15 protein-coding genes, 1 tRNA gene and 2 pseudogenes are annotated in these 23,795 nt (G+C 68.1%); 7 read left to right on the top strand and 11 right to left on the bottom strand.

All coding sequences use genetic code 11. The features are described 5' to 3' along the window. Window positions 1-101: 101 nt before the first annotated feature. The 4 genes from tmk to topA form a co-directional block, all read right to left on the bottom strand. Window positions 102-2,144 carry a dTMP kinase gene (gene tmk, locus ABEA43_RS12040; protein WP_345561153.1) on the bottom strand — a complete coding sequence of 681 codons (2,043 nt, stop codon included), beginning with the start codon at window positions 2,142-2,144 and terminating at the stop codon, window positions 102-104. Window positions 2,145-2,285: 141 nt separating this feature from the next. Beyond that, window positions 2,286-2,843 carry a helix-turn-helix transcriptional regulator gene (locus ABEA43_RS12035; protein WP_345561152.1) on the bottom strand — a complete coding sequence of 186 codons (558 nt, stop codon included), beginning with the start codon at window positions 2,841-2,843 and terminating at the stop codon, window positions 2,286-2,288. A gap of 73 nt (window positions 2,844-2,916) precedes the next feature. After that, entirely contained in the window at window positions 2,917-4,164 is a 1,248-nt protein-coding gene (locus tag ABEA43_RS12030) for a metallophosphoesterase (protein WP_345561150.1), read from the bottom strand. Between the two features lie 14 nt (window positions 4,165-4,178). After that, the gene (gene topA / locus ABEA43_RS12025; RefSeq protein ID WP_345561148.1) at window positions 4,179-6,860 is read right to left on the bottom strand and encodes a type I DNA topoisomerase; all 2,682 of its coding nucleotides are present in this window, start codon (window positions 6,858-6,860) and stop codon (window positions 4,179-4,181) included. A 189-nt stretch (window positions 6,861-7,049) separates the two neighbouring features. Between topA and ABEA43_RS12020 the strand changes: the two genes are divergently transcribed. Beyond that, the gene (locus ABEA43_RS12020) at window positions 7,050-7,235 is read left to right on the top strand and encodes a DUF5703 family protein (protein ID WP_090772450.1); all 186 of its coding nucleotides are present in this window, start codon (window positions 7,050-7,052) and stop codon (window positions 7,233-7,235) included. Window positions 7,236-7,454: 219 nt separating this feature from the next. On the opposite strand, the gene ABEA43_RS12015 is transcribed toward ABEA43_RS12020, so the two are convergent. Both ABEA43_RS12015 and ABEA43_RS12010 read right to left on the bottom strand, forming a co-directional pair. Then, on the bottom strand, window positions 7,455-9,593 hold the full coding sequence (locus tag ABEA43_RS12015; protein ID WP_345561144.1) for a chaplin family protein: 2,139 nt from the start codon (window positions 9,591-9,593) through the stop codon (window positions 7,455-7,457). A 223-nt stretch (window positions 9,594-9,816) separates the two neighbouring features. After that, window positions 9,817-10,497, bottom strand: coding sequence for a hypothetical protein (locus ABEA43_RS12010; protein ID WP_345561142.1), 681 nt, complete (start codon window positions 10,495-10,497; stop codon window positions 9,817-9,819). A 339-nt stretch (window positions 10,498-10,836) separates the two neighbouring features. Between ABEA43_RS12010 and ABEA43_RS12005 the strand changes: the two genes are divergently transcribed. Then, window positions 10,837-10,922 (top strand) — tRNA-Leu (locus ABEA43_RS12005). Between the two features lie 468 nt (window positions 10,923-11,390). On the opposite strand, the pseudogene ABEA43_RS68165 reads toward ABEA43_RS12005, so the two are convergent. Next, window positions 11,391-11,720: pseudogene (locus tag ABEA43_RS68165) on the bottom strand (recombinase zinc ribbon domain-containing protein); the annotation flags it as partial. Between ABEA43_RS68165 and ABEA43_RS12000 the strand changes: the two are divergent. The 4 genes from ABEA43_RS12000 to ABEA43_RS11985 all read left to right on the top strand — a co-directional run bounded on the left by ABEA43_RS12000 (window position 11,664) and on the right by ABEA43_RS11985 (window position 15,304). Next, window positions 11,664-12,035 (top strand): hypothetical protein, encoded by a 372-nt coding sequence (locus ABEA43_RS12000; RefSeq protein WP_345561141.1) that lies wholly within the window; start codon window positions 11,664-11,666, stop codon window positions 12,033-12,035. The pseudogene ABEA43_RS68165 and the gene ABEA43_RS12000 overlap by 57 nt on opposite strands. Window positions 12,036-12,341: 306 nt before the next feature. Next, window positions 12,342-12,932 carry a transposase family protein gene (locus tag ABEA43_RS11995; RefSeq protein ID WP_345561733.1) on the top strand — a complete coding sequence of 197 codons (591 nt, stop codon included), beginning with the start codon at window positions 12,342-12,344 and terminating at the stop codon, window positions 12,930-12,932. After that, the gene (locus ABEA43_RS11990; RefSeq protein ID WP_345561139.1) at window positions 12,854-13,915 is read left to right on the top strand and encodes an ISL3 family transposase; all 1,062 of its coding nucleotides are present in this window, start codon (window positions 12,854-12,856) and stop codon (window positions 13,913-13,915) included. The genes ABEA43_RS11995 and ABEA43_RS11990 overlap by 79 nt, the downstream gene beginning before the upstream one ends. A gap of 99 nt (window positions 13,916-14,014) precedes the next feature. Further along, a complete protein-coding gene (locus tag ABEA43_RS11985; protein ID WP_345561138.1) occupies window positions 14,015-15,304 on the top strand; it encodes a hypothetical protein in 1,290 nt (429 codons plus the stop codon). Between the two features lie 730 nt (window positions 15,305-16,034). Here the strand turns inward: ABEA43_RS11985 and ABEA43_RS11980 are convergent. Continuing rightward, complete coding sequence (locus ABEA43_RS11980; RefSeq protein WP_345561137.1) at window positions 16,035-16,703, bottom strand: DUF2637 domain-containing protein; 669 nt, start codon at window positions 16,701-16,703, stop codon at window positions 16,035-16,037. A gap of 1,566 nt (window positions 16,704-18,269) precedes the next feature. On the opposite strand from ABEA43_RS11980, the pseudogene ABEA43_RS11975 reads away from it, so the two are divergent. Further along, window positions 18,270-19,107, top strand: a pseudogene (locus ABEA43_RS11975) (transposase family protein). 40 nt (window positions 19,108-19,147) lie between these two features. Here ABEA43_RS11975 and ABEA43_RS11970 read toward each other — a convergent pair. From ABEA43_RS11970 to ABEA43_RS11960, 3 genes are read right to left on the bottom strand one after another with little or no spacing between them, the layout of a single operon-like run. Continuing rightward, window positions 19,148-19,840, bottom strand: a complete 693-nt coding sequence (locus tag ABEA43_RS11970; protein ID WP_345561135.1) for a hypothetical protein — start codon at window positions 19,838-19,840, stop codon at window positions 19,148-19,150. Window positions 19,841-19,861: 21 nt separating this feature from the next. Continuing rightward, window positions 19,862-22,534 carry an ATP-binding cassette domain-containing protein gene (locus tag ABEA43_RS11965; protein WP_345561133.1) on the bottom strand — a complete coding sequence of 891 codons (2,673 nt, stop codon included), beginning with the start codon at window positions 22,532-22,534 and terminating at the stop codon, window positions 19,862-19,864. Between the two features lie 29 nt (window positions 22,535-22,563). Next, window positions 22,564-23,700 carry an OmpA family protein gene (locus tag ABEA43_RS11960; RefSeq protein WP_345561131.1) on the bottom strand — a complete coding sequence of 379 codons (1,137 nt, stop codon included), beginning with the start codon at window positions 23,698-23,700 and terminating at the stop codon, window positions 22,564-22,566. Window positions 23,701-23,795 lie beyond the last annotated feature (95 nt).

Genomic DNA, 23,795 nt, shown 5'->3' with positions numbered 1-23,795 from the left:
GGTAAGGCTAGCCGCGGATGGCGAACGCCGTACCCACGAAGCCCCACCCGCCCAGAGCCAGCGCCGTACCCACGAAGCCCCACCCCGCAGACGGCGAGGTCCTAGTCGCGGATCGCCGGCATCGTGCCCGTGACGTCCTCCGACTCCCTGGGCACCGGGTCCGGCAGGATCTCGTGGATCCGGTCCTGGATCTGCCGGGTGATCACATTGGTCGACAGCGTGCCGTCCACCACGAGATAACGCTCCGGCGCAGCCGCCGCCAGCGCGCGGAACTCCTTGCGCACCCGCTGGTGGAAGTCCAGCGGCTCGGCCTCGATCCGGTCTGCCGCCCCGCCCAGCCGGGTCAGCCCCACCTCGGGCGGCGTGTCGATGAGCACGGTCAGGTGCGGCACCAGTCCGCCCGTCGCCCAAGCGTTGATCTTGGAGACGTCCTCGGGGTCGAGCGCCCGGCCCGCCCCCTGGTAGGCCAGGGAGGAGTCGACATAGCGGTCGGTGATCACGAGCGAGCCCCGGTAGAGGGCGGGCCTGATGACCTTCTCCACATGCTCGGCCCGATCGGCCGCGTAGAGCAGCGCCTCTGACCGCGCCGACAGCCCGCGCTCGGCCGCGTCGAGCAGGATCGCCCGCAGCCGCATGCCGACCTTCGTGGAGCCGGGCTCGCGCGTCTGCACGACGTCGAACCCCTGGTCGCGCAGCCAGATGGCGATCAGCCGCGACTGGGTCGTCTTGCCGGACCCCTCGCCGCCCTCGAACGCCACGAACAGCCCGGGCACGTGCTCGGCCGCCTCCGTGGGGAAGCGCTCGCCGCGCACCGCGGCGAGCAGATCGGCGGAGAGGGGCACGCCCTTCCTGTCGTCCATGTGCCGCAGGGCCAGGATGCCGACGGCCGTCGCGAGCACCCCGCCGATCAGCAGCACCAGGTTGGTCCCGTCGAACCGGTAGGCGAACTCGCCCAGCCCCAGCTCGTGCACCCCGAAGATGGCCGCCAGCGGGTTGGCCACGGCGACCACGAGCAGCAGCGTGACGCGGGCGGTGGACTGCAGGAAGGAGAACGTGCGGCCGCGCAGCGCGTCCTCGACCTCCAGCCCGATCAGGGTGTAGCCGATGATCCACGCGATCCCCGCGCACGCCCCCAGCACCACGGTCAGCATGACCACGATGACCAGGTTGTGCACGAGCGCGATCGCGGCGAGCACCAGCCCCGCCACCGTGATCGCCAGCCCGAACAGCCGCCGCCTGGAGAGCTGACGCAGCAGCCTGAGCCCGAAGAACATGCCCAGCGCCATGCCGACGAAGACCGCGCCGAACACCACGCCGTAGGCCGCGTCGCCGCCGCCGAGCGCCACCACGTAGACCTTGGCGACGCCCACCACGGCCCCGCCCGCGGCGAACGCCCCGAGCATGCCGATGATCAGGCCGCGCACCAGCCGGTTGCCGCCCACGTATTTCCAGCCCTCGACGATCTGCTTGAGCACCGAGGGCGTCGAGATCGCGCCGTCCCGCTTGGGGATGTCGCGCAGGGTGAAGATAAGGAAGGCCGAGACGAGATAGGCGCAGGCGTTGACGATCAGCGCCAGCCCCGTGGCGTCCCGGCCGGACAGAAACGGCACCATGCTCGTCGCCACGTCGCCCACCACGGACAGCGCCGCGAACAGCGCCGCCGCGATCGGCGCGGTGCCGTAGGTGACCAGCAGGTTGAGCTGGTTGGCCGACTCCAGCTGCTCCTTGGGCACCAGGTTGGGCACCGTGGCGTCCTTGGCCGGGACCCAGAACAGGTTGACGCACTCGACCAGGATGGTCGCCACGATCAGCCACTGGTAGCTGTGCACGAACACGATCGACAGCACGACCGCGAACCTGGCCAGGTCCGCCCCGAACATCGTCAGCCGCCGGTCGAACCGGTCGGCGAACACCCCGGCGAGCGGCCCGAGCAGGACGGCGGGCAGCATCTTGGCGACGAAGACGCCGCCCACGGCCAGCGACTGCACACGGTAGTCGCCCTGGGTGAGATTTGCGGCGAGCGCGGTCACGGCCAGGATGTTGAGCCAGTCACCCAAGCTGCACACCGACATGGCCGTCCAAAGCCGTCGGAACGGCGCATTGGCCAGCACGTGAGTAGGGCGGCGTCGGCCAGGGGCAGTCATGATTTCAGCGTATCCAGGTGTTGGCCGGAAGCGGGTAGACAAGACATGAGCCGGATATTCCCGGCTGCTCGTGGCTGAGGGTATTACGATCGAGGGCTGGTGCGCAGGTTACACACCTCGAATAGGCCCCCAAAAACATCATCAATTCACAACTCCGGCCTCATGTCGGGCCTCTTCCACCAAAGGCCACCATCCGGCACGGATGTCCGGCGGCAGAATGAGCTCGTCCCAGAGCTCCACGAGCAGCACCCCGTCCACATGGCCGAGCAGCTCCTGCGGGCTCCCCTCGCTCAGCAGGGCGACGTAGGCCGCCCGCCGCTCGTCCCTGTCGGCCAGATCGAAGACCCGCTCACCCAGCCGCAGCACGCCCAGCGCGGCGGCGACCGGCAATCGTGGCAGTCGGCTCGGCACGTGGAACGTCCGGCCGTCCGCGCCCACCTCGGCGGCGAACTCGATCTTCGCCTCCAGCGCCAGCCGGAACCCGGCGGCGTCGAGAATGCGGCCCGCGGTCTCCAGCGTCGGCGACTTCCTGCCGTGCTCATAGGCCGACAGCGTCGTCCGGGACGTGCCGCTGACGTCGGCCAGCGCCTTCTGATTGAGGCTCGCGGCATGTCTGGCCTGCTTGAACAGCAGCCCGCCGCGTTTGGCCCAGAAGGCGACCTCGTGCCGAAGCGCCTCCTCCACCGGCGAAGAGACCATGCTGCACCTCCGAAGGGTATCCGGTTGGATACTACGCCAGGATGGCACGGCGTGACTACCGGATCGCGGAAAGTCAGCTGTGCAGCTCCAGCATCGTGATCTCCGGCGGCGCCCCGACGCGCACCGGCGGCCCCCAGAACCCGGCGCCCCTGGACACGTAGACCTGCACGCCGTCGATCGTCGCCAGACCCGACACCACCGGCTGCTGCAACCCCACCACCAGGTTGAACGGCGCGATCTGCCCGCCGTGCGTGTGGCCGGACAACTGCAGGTCGACCCCATGGCGCGCGGCCTCGGAAACCTGGATCGGCTGGTGCGCGAGCAGCACAGTGGACTGGCCCGCGTCACGCCCGCCGAGAGCCTTGGTGAAATCGGGGCCGTCCCCGACGGAGGTGCCGCCCACGTCGTTCACCCCGGCCAGGTCGAGCACCGCGCCCTGGTGCCGGATCTCCACGCGTTCGTTTCGCAACGAGCGGACACCGAGCTCCCCGAGCTCCTCGACCCACTCGCCCGGACCTTCCGGCGCGAAGTATTCGTGATTGCCTGTGACGAAAAAGGCCCCGTAACGGGACTCAAGGCTCTTCAAGGGCTTGGCCAGCGCACCGAGCTGAGCCACCGACCCGTCGACCAGGTCGCCCACGATCGCCACCACATCGGCTTCGAGCCCGTTGATCATGCGGACGATCCGCTCGGTGTGCCCGATCCCCGTCAGCGGCCCCAGGTGGATGTCGCTCACCACGGCGAACCGCAGGCCGCTGAGCCGCGAATCCAGCTTCGGCAGCGCGACCTTGACCCGTTCGATCACGGGGTCGCCGAGCGCGCTCGACATGCCGTACCCGACCGTGCCCAGCGCACTCACGCCCGCGACGGCGGCGGTGGCCCGCCCGAGGAAGAGCCGCCTGCTCATACCGCCGGAAGCGGCACCAGCCCCCACGAAAGCCGCCTCCACGGAAGCGGCCTCTTCCAAACCGGCCGTGCCCGCCAGCACCGCGACCGGCTCGGGCGCCGCCTCCGGCGCCCGCTCACGACGCCCGGCCCGGCGCAGGAACGCCGCCACCACCGCCCGCGGAATCTCCAGCACAGCGAGGATGACGACCAGGTAGAACATCACCGCCAGCCAGATGTAGCCCGGCCAGGCCACCCAGCTCTCCAGCCCCATCCGCGTGCCTGCGAACGTCGTCACGAGCACCGCGAGCAGACCGGCCAGGCCCCAGGTCAGCGACTTGCGTAACCGCCCAGGGCCGGTGGTCTGGCGGACCAGCCGGTGCCACAGGTAGAAATGCGCCAGCAGCACCCCGGCCACGAAGATCAAGACGAACACATAAACGATGCTACTTAGGATTTGGCCGCCGGCTTCTTCGCGGGTGCCTTTTTCGCCGGAGCCTTCCGCGTGGTCTTCTTCGGCGCTGGAGCCCGCTCACGACGCTCGGCCAGCAGCTCGGCCGCCCGCTCGATCGTGATCTCCTCCACCGTGTCGTCCTTGCGCAGCGAGGCGTTCGTCTCCCCGTCGGTCACGTAGGGCCCGAACCGCCCCTCCTTCACCACCACGGGCTTCTTGGAGACGGGATCGTCGCCCAGCTCGCGCAGCGGCGCCGCCGCCGCGGCGCGCCGGCCACGCTGCTTGGGCTGCGCGAACAGCTCCTTGGCCTGGTCGATCGTGACCGTCAGCAGGTCTTCTTCCGACGACAGCGAACGCGAGTCGGTGCCCTTCTTCAGGTACGGGCCGAACTTCCCGTTGTGCGCCACGACCTCCTCGCCGTCCAGCTCGCCGACGGCCCTGGGGATGGTGAGCAGCTTGAGCGCGTCGTCCAGCGTGATCGTGTCGAGCGACATCGTCTTGAACAGCGAGCTCGTACGCGGCTTCAGCGCATCGGCCTTCTTCGTCCGCCGCTTGGGAGTCTCCTCCTCCGGCGGCTCAGGCAGGATCTCCGTCACATAAGGCCCGTACCGGCCGTCCTTGGCCACGATCATGTGCCCGTTCGCCGGGTCGCGCCCCAGCTCCCGGTCGCCCGTCGGCCGCGAGAACAGCTCCTCGGCCTTCTCCCCCGTCAGCTCGTCGGGCGTCATGTCCTCGGGCACGTTGACCCGTGCGCCGTCTCTGTCCAGGTAGGGGCCGTATCGCCCGACCCGCAGGATGATGTCCGTGTCCCTGATGGAGAACGAGCTGATCTCCTTGGCGTCGATGTCGTCGAGGTCGGTGACCATCTCCTTCAGGCCCTCGTCACCGTCGGCGCCGTAGTAGAAGCGCTGCAGCTCGGGCACCCGCTCCGCACGGTCGTTGGCGATGTCGTCGAGCACCTTCTCCATCTCGGCGGTGAAGTCGTAGTCGACCAGGTTGCCGAAATGCTGCTCAAGCAGGTTGACCACGGCGAACGCCAGGAACGACGGCACCAGCGCCGTGCCCTTCTTGAACACATAGCCGCGGTCGAGGATGGTCCCGATGATCGAGGCGTACGTCGAAGGCCGCCCGATCTCGCGATCCTCCAGCTCCTTGACCAGCGACGCCTCGGTGTAGCGGGCGGGCGGCTTGGTCGAGTGGCCGGCCACGTCGAGGCGCGACAAGCTCAGCGCGTCGCCCTCGGCCAGGTTCGGCAGCCGCTTCTCGGAGTCGTCACGGTCGGTCGACGGGTCGTCGGCCCCCTCGACGTAGGCCTTGAGGAATCCGTAGAACGTGATCGTCCGGCCGGAGGCGCTGAACTCGACGTCCTCGCCCGACGCCGACCTGCCGCCCACCTTCACGGTGACCGACTCGCCGACCGCGTCCTTCATCTGCGAGGACACCGTACGCTGCCAGATCAGCTCGTAAAGGCGGAACATGTCGCCGGACAGCCCGGTCTCGCCCGGCGTGCGGAACTCCTCGCCGGATGGCCGGATCGCCTCGTGCGCCTCCTGCGCGCTCTTGACCTTGCTGGTGTAGACGCGCGGCTTGTCCGGCACGTACGCGGCGCCGTACAGCTTGATCGCCTGTGACCGCGCGGCCGCGACCGCCGTCTCCGACAGCGTGATGCTGTCGGTACGCATGTAGGTGATGAAGCCGTTCTCGTAGAGCCGCTGCGCGACCTGCATCGTGTACTTCGCGGAGTACCCCAGCTTACGGCTGGCCTCCTGCTGCAATGTGGTCGTCCGGAACGGCGCGTACGGCTTACGCGTGTACGGCTTGCGCTCCACGGACTTGACCGCGAACGACGCCCCCTGCAACCGGCCCGCCAGCTCGCCGGCGGCGGCCTCGGACAGGTGGAGCACGTCGGCGTTCTTGAGCTGGCCGGTGCTGGCGAAGTCGCGCCCCTGCGCCACCCGCCTGCCGTCGACCTGCGTCAGCGTCCCCGTGAAGTCGCGTGGCCGCTCTTCGGCCTTGTTGGTGTCGAAGAGCGCCTGCAGGTCCCAGTAGTGGGCGGACGTGAACGCCATGCGCTCCCGTTCGCGCTCCACCACCAGCCTGGTCGCCACCGACTGAACGCGGCCGGCGGACAGACGGGGCTTGACCTTCTTCCACAGGACCGGGCTGACCTCGTAGCCGTAGAGGCGGTCGAGGATGCGCCTGGTCTCCTGGGCGTCCACCAGGCGCAGGTTGAGATCGCGCGGGTTGGACACGGCGTCGCGGATGGCCTGCGGGGTGATCTCGTGGAACACCATGCGGTGCACGGGGACCTTGGGCTTGAGCACCTCACGCAGGTGCCAGGCGATGGCCTCGCCCTCGCGGTCCTCGTCAGTGGCCAGATAGAGCTCGTCAGCGTCCTTCAACAGTTGTCGCAGCTTGTTGACCTGCGACCTCTTGTCGGCGTTGACGACGTACAGCGGCTCGAACTCGTGCTCGACATTGACACCCAGACGCGCCCATGGCGCCCCCTTGAACTTCTCAGGGATGTCGTCGGCCCTCTCCGGCAGATCGCGGATATGGCCGATGCTCGATTCGACGATGTAGCCGCGCCCGAGGTACCCGGCAATCGTCTTCGCCTTGGCGGGCGACTCGACGATCACCAGGCGTGTTCCGCCGGCGCTGCCGTTCTTGGCTGGCACGCTGCTTCCTACCTCGCTGTTCGCTTGCAAATCCCCCTGCCGGGAGTCGGCACAGACTGAAAGGTAACCCGACTCGCGGAAATTTCCTTCCCCCGGGCTACCCACTCGCTTCCGGGTCCACCCGCAAGCACGCAGAATAAGGCCCATCGAGCGGCATGGCGCCCTGACTCACCCTGGAGACTAATCGTTGTGCTCGACTACTCCTACATGGATATCTTCATTCCACGCGACCTCACTCGCGAAGCAGCACGTCAACTGCTGACCGAACACGCAGAGTACGGGCAGTGGGAGCTGGCGCGCGTCCGCGTGCATCCGGACGGGAGCCGGCACGTACGGCTCCGCCGCAAGGTCATGCGGGTTCGACGTACGCTCTGAACGCGGACATGGCTTTGCCCGCCCCGGGCCGCGCCCCCGGAACGGGCAAAGCGTCTATCGCTGACTGCTCACGGGCTGTGAGCAGTAGCCGTACTTGGTTTTGGTGCTACCTGTTTCCCTTACTTCCGACCGAACCGGAACCCGCGGGGCCGTCTGCTCGCAGCCGAACCGGAGACCGGTGAGGCGAGCCGCCGGCCGGATCGGATCCGGCGGGGCGGACTACTTGCGGCCGAACCGGACCCGGCGGGCCGTCCCGAACAGGGTCGCCGAGGCGGCCAGCAGCGAGCCGACCAGGAGGGCGAGCACCGAGCCCGAGTTCATCCCGGTGACACCGGCCGGCTGGGCGGCGCTCATCAGGCCGATGTCCCCGACGGGCAGGCTGTGGGTGGCGGAGGTCACCGCGCCGCCGACCGGGGTGGAGGAGACCAGCGAGGTCGCGGGGTCGAGCGCGGAGACCGGGCCCGACGGGCGGGCACGCCGCCCGGCGCCGTCACCCTTGGGGGCCGGCGCGGACTGGGCGCTCTTCTTCGGCTGGGCCGGGATCTGCGCCTGGCCGGGCAGGCCCGGCAGCTCGGGCAGCTGCGGCAGGCCGAACGCCGTGGAGGCGTCCTGGACCAGCGGCACCGCACCGGCGGCGTCACGCACCGCGGGCAGCGCCGTGGAGGCGCCCTCGACGGCGGGCAGCGAGGTCGAGGCGCCCTCGATCCCGGGCAGCGCGGTGGTGGCCTCCTTGACCACCGGCAGCGAGGCCGAGGTGTCGCCGACCACGGGCAGCGTGCTCAGGTTCGTGCCCTGGAGCTGCTGGGTGACGCCACCGACGTCCTGCAGGCCGCCCAGGACCGGCACGGCGGGCAGCGCGGGCAGCATGCCGCTCTTGGCGGCGGAGGCGTGCGCGGTGCCGGAGAAGCGGTCGAAGGCGGAGGGCCGCTCGAAACCGGGCCTGCCGACGTTCGCCCCGCCGAGGCACCCGGCCGCGGCGTCGCCCAGGACGGCCACGGCGTTGCCGCAGACGTTGACCGGAGCGGTGATCGGCGCGACGATCTGGTTGCCCGCGAGCACCCCGGCCCTGCCGGACGTACGGTTGCCGCCCGCGCCCACACCGTGCTGCGGCCAGACGCCCGCGCCGCCCTTGCAGTGGGCCTGGGACGCGCCCAGCACGGCGGCGGCGTTGCCGCAGATGTTGATCGGCGCGGTGATCGGCGCCACCGCCTGGTTGCCGCTCAGCACGCCGGCGGCTCCCGAGGTGGTGTTGCCACCCGCGCCACGCCCGCCGTTCTTGACGTGGGCGCCGCCCTTGCAGCCCGCGAACGCGTGCCCGAGCACGGCGGCCGCGTTACCGCAGATGTTGATCGGCGCGGTGATCGGCGCCACCGCCTGGTTGCCGCTGAGCACCCCGGCCGTGCCGGAAGTGGTGTTGCCGCCGGCCCCTGACCCGCCGCCGGAGTTCTCGACCTTGGCGCCGCCCGTGCAGCCGGCCGAGGCGTTGCCCACGGCGTTGCCGCAAGCGTCCACCGGCAGGCTGATCGGCGCGACGACCTGGTTGCCGCTGCCCGCTCCGAACCGCCCGTCAGTGTCGTTGCCGGTCGATCCCGCGGCCATGTGACGGCTCTGGTAGCCGTGTCCCGGCCCGTCGTTGGTGACGGTCGAGCCGCCCTTGCAGCCCGCGAACGCCCGCCCGAAGACCGCGACGGCGTTGCCGCAGATGTTCGCCGGTGCGCTGATCGGGGCGATGACCTGGTTGCCGCCGAGCACACTCGCGTCGCCGCCGGTACGGTTGCCGCCCGCGCCCACGCCGGTGTTGTAGACACTGGAGCCGCCCTTGCAGCCCGCCGTCGCGTCGCCGAAGATCGCCACCGCGTTGCCGCAGGCGTTCAGCGGGGCCGAGATCGGCGCGGTGATCTGGTTGCCGCCGAGGACGCTCGCGTTCCCAGAGGTACGGTTGCCGCCCGCGCCGCCCTTGCCCTGCGTACGGACGGTGGACCCGCCCTTGCAGCCGGCGTCGGACTTGCCGAACAGGGAGACGGCGTTGCCACAGGCGTTGATCGGCGCGCTGATCGGCGCGTTGACCTGGTTGCCGCCGAGCACGCTCGCGTTGCCGGAGGTCCTGTTGGGGATGCCGCCCCTACGGTTGTTCACGACCTCGGCGCCGCCCTGCGAGGTGGCCTCGGAGGTGCCGGCCGCGGCGACGGAGTTGCCGCTGATGTCGATGGGGAGCGAGATCGGCAGGTCAACCTGGTTGCCGCCGCCGACGGACGCGTTGCCCGAGGTGTCGGCCAGCGCGGTGCCGCTGCCGCCGAACGACATGACGGCGACCGCGAGAAGGGCCGCGGGGGTCGATGCCTTTGCCCACGTACGCATGATGAATGCTCCTAGTGGTTCTTGGGGGGATACCTGAACGGTTCGCGGGCAGCCCGAAGCCAGGCGCGGTCACGCGCACAGCGGAGACCACGGGATCGTTCGCGAACCAGCTGAACTGACGTTGTTTCACCCACCGGCGGAGGGGATGCTTGCCGCGCTCCGCCGCTCGTCGCTCGAGGGACCCGGCGGCTCGTGAGAGCGCCGGCCGGTGTCCTGGGCGGGATCAGTCAGGTGAGAAAGAGGGGTCGTCCGCCGCTGTGCGGACGACGGGGGCCGGTACGGACGCCAGGATGGCGCGCCGGACCGGGAGCCGCGGGTCGAACACAGACCTCGCGACATCCCCAGAAGCAGGCCCGAAGGGGCCGCTGCCACCGCCGTTGGGCACCAAACCGTTGGTGTCCAGGATCTTCCCGGCAGTGGATGGTGCTGGCAGGCCAGGATCCCGCTGGCTGTTGAGCCCGTCGACCGTGCGCCCAGCCATCGCCTCGGCGTTGTCCGACGCCGAGAGCTCCTGACCGGTCAGGTCGTGGGACCGGGGTGTGCCGGCTGCTACGCCGGCTGCTGTGACCGCTCCCGTGCCCGCTCCTGTGGCCGCAGTGGAATCCGCGGTCGTAGGCGTCGCCGCGGTGGGATCCGCGGTCGGCGCGGTCGCTCCTGTAACCACGGTGGAATCCGCGGCCGCAGGTGCGGCGGTGAGCATGCCGAACAGGAAAGCAAGCAGCCATCCGGCGGCCACCAGGGCGCCTGTGGCGGCTGCTCGCACAACGAGCCGACGGGCACCGGCCGCGAACCGCGCCATCCGGCGCGCCCGATCGGTGCTCGCGTCCTGTTCCTGGGCGGCCGCGGGCGGACGGCACGCAGCAAGGGCCATAGCCCTCGGCTGCTGCACCGTCTTGCGCACCACGCGACCTCCCACGCTCCAGAACCGGCCTCATGTCATGAGGCCGGTCCGTGGACTCACCCCTCAACGATCCGTAACCGTAACAGCACTCAAGGTTGCCGCAAGGGCTTTTCACCTGAGACCCAGAAATTGGCCAAGACCCCGCCGCCCAAACCCACCTCAACTGCCGCAATGCCCTCTCGGAGACGTCACGGAAGCCCCATCGGGAGCCCCTGCCGCGCCCATTTCGGGCCTCCGGAGGGATCGGAAGAGGGGACGTGGATTCTTGGTATGACGCACCCCTCAGAGTTTGCTAACCTTACTGAGCCGACGCGGGATGACGGTCTCACGTGCAGGCACCAAGTCCGGGTGGCGGAATAGGCAGACGCGCTAGCTTGAGGTGCTAGTGCCCAGTGATGGGCATGGGGGTTCAAGTCCCCCCTCGGACACGCACTCTGGTACATGCGGGGCCTCGCCTCGACTGTGACAACCCTCATCGAGGGGTCATAGACGAGGTGGAGGCCCATTTGCATGTAGAGATCGTTCCGGTCCGTCGGGTCGGCCTTCCGAAGGATCTTGGGGAGTTCGGCCATCGTCGGGATCATCTCTTGGATCTCCTTCTCTGTGATCTCGCGCTTCCTGTTGATCGCGCGTAGCCGCCCTTCGGCCTGCATCCGCTCGGCTCGGGTTTCGGCCATCCACTTGCCGACCTCCTGCGGATCGCCTCCCGCGTCCAGGGTCGCCCTGTAACGGGTCATCCGCTGGTCGCAGTCGTCGATCGTCTTTGTGGCCGCCTCTATGGCGATGAGGTCCATCTCGTTGCTCTGGGCGTCCATGAGCGCCTGGACGGTCTGTTCCAGGGCGGCCGGGTCGAAGACCTGACCGATCCACGGGTCCAGCTCGGCGAGGATGTGGTCCTCTCTGACATAGACGGTGCGAGGATGCTCGATCCGGTTCGCCAAGGCGTACTCGGTGGGGAACTTGCACCGGTAGTTAGCACGGCCGTTGTTCCAGGTGCCTTCCATGCGCCGCTCGCACACCCCACAGTGGAGCAGGTGGCGTAGGACGTAAGGGCGCGGGACGCCCTCCCTGGTCAGCCCCTCGGCAATCAGGTAGAGCCCCTGCCCCTGAACGAACTCATCGAAGATCCGTGCCACGTTTGACGCCGTCAGCGGGTCGGGCTCCAGGCGGTGCAGGCGCTTGCCATCGGCTGCCTTGCTGGGGTTGGGGTGAGGTCCCGCGTCCATCAGGCGGTAGCCGTACGGCGGGCGTCCGCCCAGGAAGCGTCCTTCGATCTTCGCCTGCGCTTCCATGGTGGTGCGGACGCGCATCTTGATGCGGTTGCGTTCGCCCTTACTGATCCCGCCGAACATCAGCATGATCAGCTCGTGCGCTTCGTTGGTCGGGTCGATCGCCCCACCGACCTCGGGTACCCACAACGGCACTCCGTAGTGGTTGAAGAGCTCGAAGGTGTTGCCGAACTGGTTGCCGTAGAAGGCCCGTTGAGGCTCGCCCACCACAACGGCATCGAATCCCCGGTTTGGGATTGCGAAGCTCGTTGAGAAGGGCCGCGGCTTCAGGTCTCCGCTGCGGCGGGATGGATCGTGATTTGTCGATGTCGAAGAACTCCGCGACGATCACACCGCCGCGAGGTTCGATCAGCGCTCGTGACTGTGACAGTTGCCAGTTCCTGGATGAGGTGGGGTCCTGGTTGTCCTCTGTCCGTGGCCGTGCAAAAGTAGCCGCAGGTGGCCGGGTTTGAGGTGGGTCTGGCCCACTTTCCGTGATCGGCCGTACTTTCATGATCACGATTGTGTTGAGCCGGGTGCAAGCTGGTGCCGGTGTCGGGACGCTGCTCTGTGTCGATCATGGAGCTGTTGGCGGTCGTGTTTCCGCACCTGGCCGCCGTTCGTGTCGAGCGGGTGTACCGGGTGGGCGCGACCGTGCGGGTGAAGGCCTCGACGACAGGGCCGAAGAGCGCTTGTCCGGCGTGTGGATGTGCGTCGGTGCGGGTGCATAGCCGCTATGAGCGGTGCCTGGCGGATCTGCCGGTGGCCGGGCAGGAGGTATTGCTCCAGGTGCGGGTGCGCCGCTTCTTCTGCGACAACACCGCCTGCGACAAGAAGACCTTCGCCGAGCAGGTGCCCGGTCTGACCAGCAGGCACGGCCGGCGCGCGGCCGGGCTGCTGCCCATGCTGCGGACGGTGGCGCTGGCTCTGGGCGGTCGTCCCGGTGCCCGTCATAGCGCCCGCCTGGCCTGTGCGGTGGGTCGCTCGACGCTGCTGCGGCTGTTGCGGAGCCTGCCGGATCCGCAGCTGGCGACCCCGCGGGTGCTGGGGTCGATGAGTTCGCCTGGCGCAAGGGCCACACCTACGGAACAGTGCTGGTCGATGTGGAGGGCGGCCATGTGGTCGAGGTGTTGCCGGATCGGTCGGCGGACTCCTTCGCTGCCTGGCTGAAGGCTCATCGCGGCGTCGAGGTGATCTGCCGGGACCGGGCCGGCTGCTATGCCGAAGGCGCGCAGCGCGGCGCGCCGCTGGCTGTGCAGGTGGCTGATCGCTGGCATTTGCTCCATAACCTGTCCGGCGTGGTCCAGCGGGCGGTGTCCCGGCATCGCGCGCACCTGCGCGAGCCGGCCACGCCCGAGGTCATCGAAGCTCCTGCCGCCGCGCTGGAGCCGGTTCGCGAGGAAGGAGCCTCGGCAGCCCGGACCAGGTCACGGCACGCTGAGGTCCACCAGGCCCGCGCTCAAGGGATGACCATCACCCAGATCAGCCGTGAGTTGCGGCTGTCTCGCAAGACCGTGCGCCGCTACGCCACCGCAGCCGACGCCGAGGAGCTCATCAGCGACGAGCGCGCACCACGCCGGACACTCCTCGACGCCTACCTTCCCTACCTGCACCAACGCTGGGAACAGGGCTGCCGCAGCACCGATCAGCTCCTGGCCGAGCTGCGCGAACGCGGCTACCTGGGCAGCGCACGCACCCTTCGTCGCCTCACCGCCACACTGCGCACGGCGACCGTCAAACCCGCAACGCCTGCCGCGCCCAAGGTCCGGGAGGTCACCGGCTGGATCGTCCAGTCACCCAGCAAGGTGGCCGCCGAAGACCTGGCTACGCTCGAACAGATCACCGCCCGCTGCCCGGAACTCGCCTCGGTCACCGAGCTGACTCGCCAATTCGCCGAGATGCTCGTGCACCGTCGCGGCGAGCAGGACCTGGAAGGCTGGGCAACGCGAGCGGATACCAGCCCCGCACGGGAACTGCGCGACTTCGTCACCGGGCTGCGCCGTGACTGGGCGGCGGTCAAAGCCGGGCTCACCCTGCCCTACAGCTCCGGGACGGTGGAAGGCAACGTGAACCGCATCAAGATGATCAAACGGATCATGTATGGGCGAGCCAACGCCGACCTTCTCCGCATTCGTGTCCTGCACGGCTACTGATCACGAAAAGTGAGCCAGACCCACACGCACTCGACCGTTGACATGGGCTGGCCTGGATAGCATTTCTCCTTTACAGCCGTCAGCCGAGGAGATCGTTCGATGGACCTCGATAGCCAAAGCGCTCGTTCAGCAGAGCCGCGTCTTCTCTCGCGACTGGTACGCCCTCTTCTGGCGTCTGGATGGTCGAAGGTCGACCTGTGGGAGGACGAGGGTGACGAAGACGATGCATCGCTCTACATGGAACGGTCAGGCTTCTACCTCAGTGTGAACCGGTCCGCCGCCCTTGGCGGCCTTGTGGTGGACGATGGAACGGACCTTTTCGAATGGGGGGAAAGTTTCCTGCCACCGCTGTCTCCCGTGGATGTGCCTCTGGTCATCGAGCTTCCTACCGATGCACCGAGCTTCCGGCAGGCCGAACTGGCCCGGCAGGCGTTCGCCGCCGCCGGCCTCCTTGACGCCACCAGGCTGCTGGTCCCCCCACAGCACGACGCGCTTCGTACTGATCTTATGCCTCTTCTCCATGATCCGGTCTATGACGCCATCAGGTCCCACCAAGGAAGTGATTCGGCAGGGCCAGCGCTAGAACGGCTAGGCCAGGACTTCAACTGGAGGATCGCGCAGGCAATGCGTGCTTGGCCCATGGTCGTTCCTGCCTCCATCCCCAGCGCCGCTGCAAGGGGCATCGCTGAGTGGTGCTGGCGACGCGAGAGCGATGTGGAGGACTGGCACTTCAAGATCGACGATCTCACGATGGCTCGGGCCAACATCTCCGCCACCCGAGCCGTCCTCCCTCACGTTCATCAAGAGGGCATCGACTGGACTGCCGTCCGCCTGGCCCTTACCGCTCCAGAACGGCACCTGGCCGACGGGCGAGCCTTGAGCCAACTCTTTGCGGAAGGGTGGCAGCCCATCCTGACATCGATCCACCGAGAGGTCGATATATGGGAGCAAGCAGACGAGGAGCTTGGTCCTCAAGCAGTGCTCCAGCTTCTCACATTGCACGGTTCGAGAACGGAATCGGTCGGAGAGTGGTGGGGCTCGGGCTGGTATGAGACTGCGATTCGGCGTGCCATACCTCGTGCTACGGCTGAGAACTCTCTTCCAGAGAGCGTCCACAACATCTTTAACAACGCCAAGAGCTTTGCCGACATCATCTCTCACGGGCCTGACCTGCTCAGCGACGACGTCCTGCTCTGGACCATAAAGGCCGTTCACGCTGAAACTCGCTATCCCTGGCAAGACGGTCCAACCGCGCCCTTCGCCGTGACCTTGCCCACGTGGGCTGCGGAGGAGCTCGCCGAACTACTCACGGATTCGGGATCCCAGGACGAGGGTGCTGGCGGCGACAATGTCCTATCCCTCGGCACCCAGCATCTTGGAGAGAGCTGATCTCTACCCGGGCGCGCCCGCGCCCTGGGTATCAAGTGCAGGTCTGCCTTATGCAGCAGGGGAATGATCGTGCGTCGAAAGCTCCCCTTGGAGACCGATACGTTTGATCCAGCGGCCCCATCGAGCACTCCGGGCGAACTGCGTGCGGTTGGCCGGCGCGTACTCGGTTCACCCCCACGGGCGTGGGGACCGATTCAGCCACTGGGCGTGGACCTCGCCGTACACCGGTTCACCCCCACGGGTGTGGGGACCGGTCGAGCACCCGCCAGAACGTGACGGCGTACAGCGGTTCACCCCCACGGGCGTGGGGACTGGGTACGGGGGCGCAGGTGTGAGCCCCTACGCTCCGGTTAACCCCCACGTGGGGGTGACCCGGTGCGGCGCAGGTGGTGGGCGCGCAGGCTGGCCCGATCCCCACGCCCGTGGGGGGTGACCCGGCAGGCGTGCGGAGGGGTTCGTGAGCAGGGAGTCCCATCCCCACGCCCGTGGGGGCGACCCGGGATGGCGACGCATCTCGATCAGCTCTCCGGGCCGATCCCCACGCCCGTGGGGGTGACCCGTCCATCGAGTCCTCTTATGGGCCGTGGAGGGCCCGATCCCCACGCCAGTGAGGGTGACCCGGGCGCGCTGCGGCGCCTGAAAGCCCTGGAAAGCCCGATCCCCACGCCCCTGGGGTGACCCGGTCCATGATCTCGCCTTACTTCCGGTTCGTCGCCAGCGCCTCGATCATTTATGTGGCAGTAGAGCGATCATGCTCCCCCAGTTTTCCCTCAATGCCTATTCGCTTGATCCAGCGCCCCCACCGCGCGCTCCGCGCGAACTGCTCAGCGATGATCCGACCCGGCGGAAGCGCCCCGTCAGGAAGGCGATTCGCCACCGCCCATTGCCATGCCGTTCGACGTAGATCTCCCGTCTCACGCTCATGAGAATCTGCCGACTCTGAGCAAGCGTGATCATCTCCACCGTTTGACTCATCGATCGCGTCCCTTGTGTCCTGCGCAACAGGGTGCTTCTTGGCAGAAGCTAGGCGGATCTGGGACATCAACAGTTCGTAGCTGCCGATCAAGGCGGCGCTCGGCCAGGCTGCGATGATCCGCCCGATCAGGCTCGGTTCGGCTACGGCGATGTTCGCCCCGAGGCTCGCCAGGCTGCCGATCAGCATCATGATCCACGCCAGGGCACCGCCGCGCGACCCGTACCGGTTGGCAAGGAGGATGGACATCGAGGCGACGACGATCGCTCCGTCCACCGCGAGCGGGATGAGCACCGCCGCCAGGTGATCCTCACCGTGCCGGAGACACAGCTCGTGCATGTGCCGGAACGACACGACCGCCGCGATGCCCGCGAGAACGAGAACCCCCGTGATCGTCGTACGCCGGATGCGACGCACGGCCCCCATATTCTGCTCCATAGCTGTTTAACCCTCCCGACCAGGGAGAACAAGCGTTGTGGAGGCGCTGAACGGCATGTACGTATCGAGTGTGTCCCCCATCGGACACTTCACACCAAAGCGGGAGAAGTTACGGCTTCTCCCGCTTGCTGCGTTGGCGCTTGCTGTGACCTGGAGAACCGGGTGGCAGCTCACCCCCAGATCGTGGGCTTTCAAACCCTGCTGTCCCATGCCATCGAACGTTGGGCGTGTGCCATCGAAAGTTGAGAGGCCCGGGTCACATACTCGTCAGGGCTACGTCGAAGACCGGTGGGCTGGTTCGGACGGCGCGAGGTGTGTCCACAGGCCTTGCAGCCACTCCGTGTACCAGGCGTGAAAACCGGACTCACCAGGACGAAGCCGCCCAGTCCGGGTCGATCTGGCAGACCTCGCCCGCTCACGGGCCAGTCAGGATCAGCCGCGCGTAGATGCTGCAGCCCTCTTCGGCCAACGTGAGCGTGCCCGGGTCAGTTCATCAGTCGGTACGCCGATCCGGCCGGGCAGAGGTTCGGTGAGGGGAACGGTACGGCGAGCCAGCCTGGCAGCCGGTCCTCTTTCCACTAATCATCCACGGCCCATCCCTCTTCGGCCTCCGGTCTGGGGGACGGTCAACGGCATTAACCCATAGCCAGGGGCCGCAGGGCCGTTGCCCACCTCCGCGACAAATGACCGGTACTCCGCCGGCAGATCGACGCCGTGGTCTTCCTCGAAACCGGCCGATCACCGCAGGTGGGGTCTACGCGTGAGTTCTGGGTTCTGGTACCAAGCTCAGCAACCGGTGGTACCACCCAGATAAGGCGGATTCATGTTCAGCGAGCGCTGGTACCACCCGATCGAGGCTGCCTGGTCGTTGATCCGCTGAGCGTTCTCCCTCAAGAAGCGGGGGCTCGTCCCTGGCCACTCCGCCGCCGGTTCAAGGCAGCCGCGGTGGTGAAGGCCAGGGCTGCGCACTCTAGTTGGGCAAGGGACGTGGAGGTATGCACCGACGGCAGGTCACCGAGATCGCCCAGGGCCGCCGCCGACAGGAACAGCAACAGCGCCGCCCTACAGCCGACCGGCACGCGTACCCGGGCCTGACCGCCGACGGCCGGTCAGTCGAATGGCCCGGCGCCCTGCAGCTGGCGCGAGATTCTCTGCACCAACCGCGCAAGGCCCAGCGCGGAATGGCGAAAGGCTCAGGGGTCGTCTTTTCTCTCTTGGTCGTGGGAAGTCCCAATTTAAGACGTGCAGGGTAAGGAGCGTTGATTAAGCACCCGAAGCCGCTAGCTGTCGATAGCCTGTGCCGCGTCGATGACGGCGGTTCCTGCGTCACCGGCCACGCCCGCGATGGCGGTTATGCCTTTGAGCATTCGGACAACGCGCTGTCGCATGGACTGAGGTGATCTCAGCGAAATAGTTCGGGCGATTGGGATTTCTTGGACACCGCCGGTGGCGTTCCGGGCCTTTTGGGAGGAGTCGCCGAAGGCCGGAAACAGACGTGGAGCCCCCGGTAGAAGAGGTCTCACCACAAGAACGCTCAAGGCCGAAAGGCTCCACGTGATTGCTCATCGTGCCACGCTCGACGTCTCCCGCGCACTCGTTCAGTACGTCGCGCGACTCCTGCACGAAGAACGCCGGCTGCGTGGCACCCCGCAAGGCAGCCGAGCCTTGAGCCCGTTCCGGCAGGCGGTCATGGTGCTGTGCTGGTTCCGCGGCGATCACGACATCCCCAAGCTCGGCCGCGACCACCGCGTCTCCCGGGGCCACCGCCTACCGCTACATCCACGAAGGCATCGGAGTTCTCGCAGCTCAAGCACCTGATCTGTCGGAAGCCCTCGACCGCGCCCACGCCGAAGAGCTGACGTACGTGATCCTGGACGGCACCCTGATCCCGATCGACCGCTGCGGCGAGCAGAGGCTCAGCGTCAAAGGCGAACCCATCGACGCCTGGTACTCCGGCAAGGCCCATCAGCACGCCGGCAACCTCCAAGCGCTGTCGGCACCCGGCGGGCTGCCGTTGTGGATCGCCGAGGTCGAACCCGGCTCCGTCCATGACCTCACCGCCGCTCGCGCACACGTGCTGGGCGCGCTGTACGCCGCAGCCGCCCGCGGCCTGCCCACCCTCGCCGACAGCGGCTACGACGGCGCCGGAATCGGCATCCACACGCCGATCAAGCAACCCGACGGCAACCAGATCCTCAGCCCGGACAACCGCACCTACAACCGGCTCCTACGCGCCCTGCGCTGCCTCGGTGAACGCGGATTCGCCCTGCTCAAAGGCCGCTGGCGGACCCTCCAGCACATCACCGTCAGCCCCAGCAGAATCGGCGACATCGCCCGCGCAGCACTTGTCCTCACCCATTTCGAGCACGACTATCTACCGGCAATTCGCTGAGATCACGTCATGGACTGAGGCACGCTTGTTTCCTCCGCTACTACCAGGCGCTGTCAGTTTTCCACGTGGTGAAGGCGATCTCCAGCTCGACCGGGTCGTACGAGATCCGCATGACGCTGACCAGCGCGACGTGCTTTTCGTCTGTCTCAACGCAGAGCTTGGTCCCCTGGCCCAGATCGTCCAGGCCAATGTCGAGCCGCCTGTAGCTCTGGTGCGCGAGAAGGTTCACGCAGTCGGCGGCGCCGGCGGTCATGGCTGGCGCGATCACGTACCTCGGGGTCGTGTCAGACCCGTGGATCTCGTCCTCCTCGAGGATGATCTCGGCCGACCCGCCCTTCCTGGCCGGCCCGATCTGAATGGAGGCGCTGCCGTGCCCCGGGTGACCCGTGTCCAGATCCACCTTGTCACGGTCGTTGCAGTCAAGGCTCGAGCAGGGCTCCAGCCGGTAGCCGTCGCTGCTCGCGACCACGGACGACGAATCGGAGGACTGGGGCTTCGCTGGTGCGGCCGGAGGGGCGGAGAACAGCGTCCAGACGGCGGCGACCCCCGACACGATGCCGGCGCACCACCCGCCCCGCTCCACCCACGTCCAGAGTGACGCGGACGCGTTCTCATCTGTCTCTCGCCCGCCGTTCCTGGCGGCAGCGACCCGCTTCTTGCCGACTTGCCGCACGGCGATGATCAGTGCTACGGCTGTCACGCAGGTGATCAGCCAGACGATGAACCATGTCATGGAGGTCTCCGTTAGTGTCGATCACTGACTCCTGTTGAGGCGCCGAGAGAGCCACAGGGTGGCTCCCGCGAAGCAGGCGAGTGTCACGACGCCGAGCGCGGCCAGGTCGAACAGCCACTGGTGAAGGTCGTGCCGCCACAGCGCGTCCTGCGGCGTTCCGGGAACGTCGAGTTCGCGCAAACCGAGCGAGGAGGCTGCGGCGGCCAGGCCCCACCGGTCCGGCAGCAGGGCGGCCATGACCGTGAGCACCGGGTTGCCGGACAGGTCGGCCGTGACGCCGTTCAGCGCGATCTGGGCCACGGACGTGGCCGTCGCCAGCGCGACCGCCTGCTCAAGTTTCCGCGCGACCACCGAAATGAGCAGGCCCAGCGACATTGAGGCGACGGTCAGGGCCGCCAGGGTGACGAAGAGCTCCGCCGTCGGCCCGAGCACCAGGGAGTGCACGGGCCCCGGCCTGATCCAGACGAACAGCGCGGTGATCACCAGCGCCTCCGCCACAGCGACGATGGCGTAGACCAGCCACCGCGACAACGTCACGGCCAGGCTCAGGGTGCCAGTGCGGCGCTCCCTGCGGATGATCGAGTAGTCCGCGACGATGTCGCTGTAGGTGAGCGCCTGGCCGCTTAGCACGCAGAGCGTGGTGAGCAGGCTCAACGCCGTCGCCGCCGCGTCACCGTGAAGGCCGGACTCACCGGTCACCAGGCCGGCCAGCGCCGCCGATGCGCCCGCAATGAGGAAGGGCATGAGCGCCACCGCGTGCCTGCGCGTCCACTCGATGAGCTTGTGGTCGTCGTCGCCGCGGTTCCTGGACGAACCGCGCGCGGCCAGGAGAGAGAGCTGGCGCAGGATGAGCACCCACAGCTGGCGGGCGAAAGTCCTGGCCGGGCCACGGCGCCGCATGCGGGACGGCGCTGCTTGCGCGTTCTTTGCGCGTTCCGCCTCGGCGATCGCGTCGGCGGCCGCGCCGCCCCGCGCGTACCGCCGAGCTGGCGGTAGGGGATCGTCGGCGAGCGACTTCATCAGGTCGGCGTAGCTCGCCGCGCCGAGTGTGCTGGTGACCAGCTCCGGCGGACCGGAGTAGACCGGGCGGCCGTCCTGAACGACGACCAGCACCTGCCCGGCCCTGTCCAGGTGCTCAGTTGCGTGAGTTACGACGATGACGGTGTTGCCATCGTCGGCGTACTCGCGCAGGAGCGTCATAAGCTCGCGGTCCATGCCGGGGTCGAGACCGGACGTGGGCTCGTCGAGCATGAGCAGGCGTGGCTGCGTGAGCAGCTCCACCGCGATCGAGACGCGTCTGCGCTGCCCGCCGGAGAGCGTGGAGATGAGCTGGTCAATCTGATCGTCAAGGCCGAGTCGGGCGCAGACCTCCTCGACGCGCCGATTGCGCTCCGGCCGCCGCCAGGGACTGCGCAGCCATGTGGAGTATTGCAGCAAGCGCCGTACGGTGAGCGTCTGGTAGAGCTCGATCTCCTGCGGGACGAAGCCGAGCTGCTCCCGGATCTGCCGGGCGTAGATCTTGAGGTCGAGACCACGGAAAAACAGCTCACCGCCATCGGATTCGAGTTCGCCGAGGAGCGCCGCGAACAGCGAGCTCTTGCCCGCGCCCGACGGGCCGAGGATGGCCAGCAGGGTGTTGTCCCGTTGCACGAACGACATGCCCGTGAGGCGCGGCTTGTCACCGCTCTTCGCGTACAGGCCAGCCACGATGAGGGCGCAGCCGCCCAGCGGCGTGTCCTCCAGGCCAGAACCGTCAGCACTGATGCGGTAGCGGTGGTCAGCGAAGTCGAAGCAGTCGCCTGGCGAGAGCGTCGCGGACCTGACGGGCTGCCCGGTGATGTACGGCCCGTGCCCGTGCCCATGGTCCGTCAGCCGGAACCGCCCGCCCTCCCGGCGCAGCGTGAAGTGGCGCGGTGCCGCAGTGACCGCGTCGAGGACGACGTCGGCGGCCGGGTCGGAGCCGAAGACCGCAATGTCGCCTAGGGGGATCAGCCGCCGCTCCTGCGGCTCCACCGGTTTCGGCTCCTGCTCCGGGCGCAGTCTCGGCGCGCCGCGGGGCGGGGGCGTGAGCGGGCCGAGCAGCGCCCATCCCGGGATCTCTGGGGAGGGGGAGCTGAGCACGTCGTTGACCCACGCGCCGTGCGGGTGCGTGCGCACCAATCGCCGGCGGTACGCGGCCAGCCTGCGATGAGTGTGCTCGTGGATACGCCGCACCCGCGCCGCGGCCGCGCTCAGCGACCCTTCGGCTTCCTGGGCCGCGGCTGCGATCCGCCCGTCCAGGGAGGCGAGCTCCGCGCAGGTGTCTTGGAGAGCGGATTGCGCGGCGCGTACCCGCCTGCCCTGCTCGCGAAGCCGGCGGAGGACAACGATCCGCTCATCGTGGTGCTCTTCACCCAGGCGGCGCAGTGTCCGCTCCTCAGGGGTAAGGGGAGCGGAAACGGCGGCCAGCCGCTCCTCGGCCCGCGCGGCCCCATTCCGGACGTGCGGCCGAAGCGCCACCGCAGCGGCCCCGCGCGCCCAGGCCGCGATGCGGTCCGCCTCATAGCGGAGCCGTTCGTGCTCGAAGGCATCCCGCGCGCGTCGGATCAGGGCGTCCCGGTGCGGGGTGGTGACGGGCCGGTCGAGGCCACCACCGGGAACGGGGGAAGGGATCTCGGCCCACCCGTCGCGCCAACCGTGATACCAGTCGGTCAAACGGGCGAGTTGGCCGTACCGAATCGGTCTCATGGGCACGACAGCTGAGCGATGACCTTACGGTTGCGGGCCGCAAGGCCCGGCAGCAGCGTGCCGTCGGGGGCAAGGTCGTGGACTCGGCCCTCCCAACGCTCGCCGTGGCCCTCAGCGGTGATGCTTCCGGTGGAAACGCCCAGCGCGATGAGCTCCCGTTTGACCGCTTCCGCGCGTTCCCTGGAGAGCCGGAGATTGAACGCCCGCGTGTCCTCGGACGAGGTACTGCCGATGAGCTTTACGTCGAGATCATGCTTACGGATAGTGTCCGCGAGCTTGGCCAGTGTCTTCCTCGCTGCCCCGAGATCGCGAAACCTCGACTTGCCCTGCTCGAACCCGACGTTGTTGCCGTCGCTCAGCTCCGCCTTCTCGCATGGAGCGAACGTGTCCCGCATGGGCGGCAACGGGACAACGCTGACAGCGGGCGCGCTCTCAGGGGCTTTCTTGTCGTTGGGAACGACGTTTACCGCGACGCATGCGGCGCCGCCCGCCTGCGCGATCTCCTTCCAGATGGCGACGATGTTCTTGCGCAGGGCGCTACCCGGGTCGAGCTGAGGTAGCGCAGGATAACCGAGCCCGGAGAGCAGGACCTTGCGGCCTTTGAGGTCGGGGATGAGGCTTTTGCCGCGCAGGTACGTGACCACCTGGGCGGGCTCGGCGTTGATCATGTCGCGGAAGTCGAGAGGCGCCATGGTCTGCAGCCCTGGGTCGATGAGGACGACGTTGCCGCGGGGCCCGGCGCTGTCTGCCGCCCGGGCGAACGCGCCGAGCACGTCCACTTCCGGCGCCTTCGCGCGGATGCTTTCCTCTTTGCTTCCGGTGATCCGCTGCTCCACCTCGGTGAGGTAGCTATCGATGTCGTCGTCCAGGGCGACATCGTTTCCCGCGTCGCTCGTGAACCTTTCGGCGAAGACCCCTTTGGGCGCGCCGTCAATCCGGATCAGGGAGATGGGGTGCCGCGCTTTGACGCTCTCCTTCATCAGGTCCACCAGGGCGGGATCGATGACGGGTATGGGAGCGTTCGCGTGCAGGCCCACAGCGAGCGCGATCGGGCCGGTGCCCGACATCTCGCAGCCCAGGGGGGCGGCATTCGCCATGTCGGGCGTGCCTGCCACGCTCTCGGAGCAGGCCATGAGCGAGAGGCTGAGGAGCGCTGCGAGGGAGAGGAGGCTTGCGGACGAACGTGCAGACGGATACATCAGCGTGTCTTCCAGGACGATGGGATGAG

Origin of the sequence: Nonomuraea rosea (assembly GCF_039539705.1) — a bacterium.
GTDB classification, from domain to species: Bacteria; Actinomycetota; Actinomycetes; order Streptosporangiales; family Streptosporangiaceae; genus Nonomuraea; species Nonomuraea rosea.
This window is presented reverse-complemented; position numbering and strand designations above follow the sequence as displayed.

What these genes read in the sequence shown, in the direction of transcription:
- ABEA43_RS11985 (WP_345561138.1), top strand. Translation starts at nt 14,015, where the DNA reads ATGGACCTCGATAGCCAAAGCGCTCGTTCAGCAGAGCCGCGTCTTCTC.
- ABEA43_RS11960 (WP_345561131.1), bottom strand. Translation starts at nt 23,700, where the DNA reads ATGGCCTGCTCCGAGAGCGTGGCAGGCACGCCCGACATGGCGAATGCC.
- ABEA43_RS12035 (WP_345561152.1), bottom strand. Translation starts at nt 2,843, where the DNA reads ATGGTCTCTTCGCCGGTGGAGGAGGCGCTTCGGCACGAGGTCGCCTTC.
- tmk (WP_345561153.1), bottom strand. Translation starts at nt 2,144, where the DNA reads ATGACTGCCCCTGGCCGACGCCGCCCTACTCACGTGCTGGCCAATGCG.
- ABEA43_RS11980 (WP_345561137.1), bottom strand. Translation starts at nt 16,703, where the DNA reads ATGGGGGCCGTGCGTCGCATCCGGCGTACGACGATCACGGGGGTTCTC.
- ABEA43_RS11970 (WP_345561135.1), bottom strand. Translation starts at nt 19,840, where the DNA reads ATGACATGGTTCATCGTCTGGCTGATCACCTGCGTGACAGCCGTAGCA.
- ABEA43_RS12015 (WP_345561144.1), bottom strand. Translation starts at nt 9,593, where the DNA reads ATGCGTACGTGGGCAAAGGCATCGACCCCCGCGGCCCTTCTCGCGGTC.
- ABEA43_RS11995 (WP_345561733.1), top strand. Translation starts at nt 12,342, where the DNA reads ATGGAGCTGTTGGCGGTCGTGTTTCCGCACCTGGCCGCCGTTCGTGTC.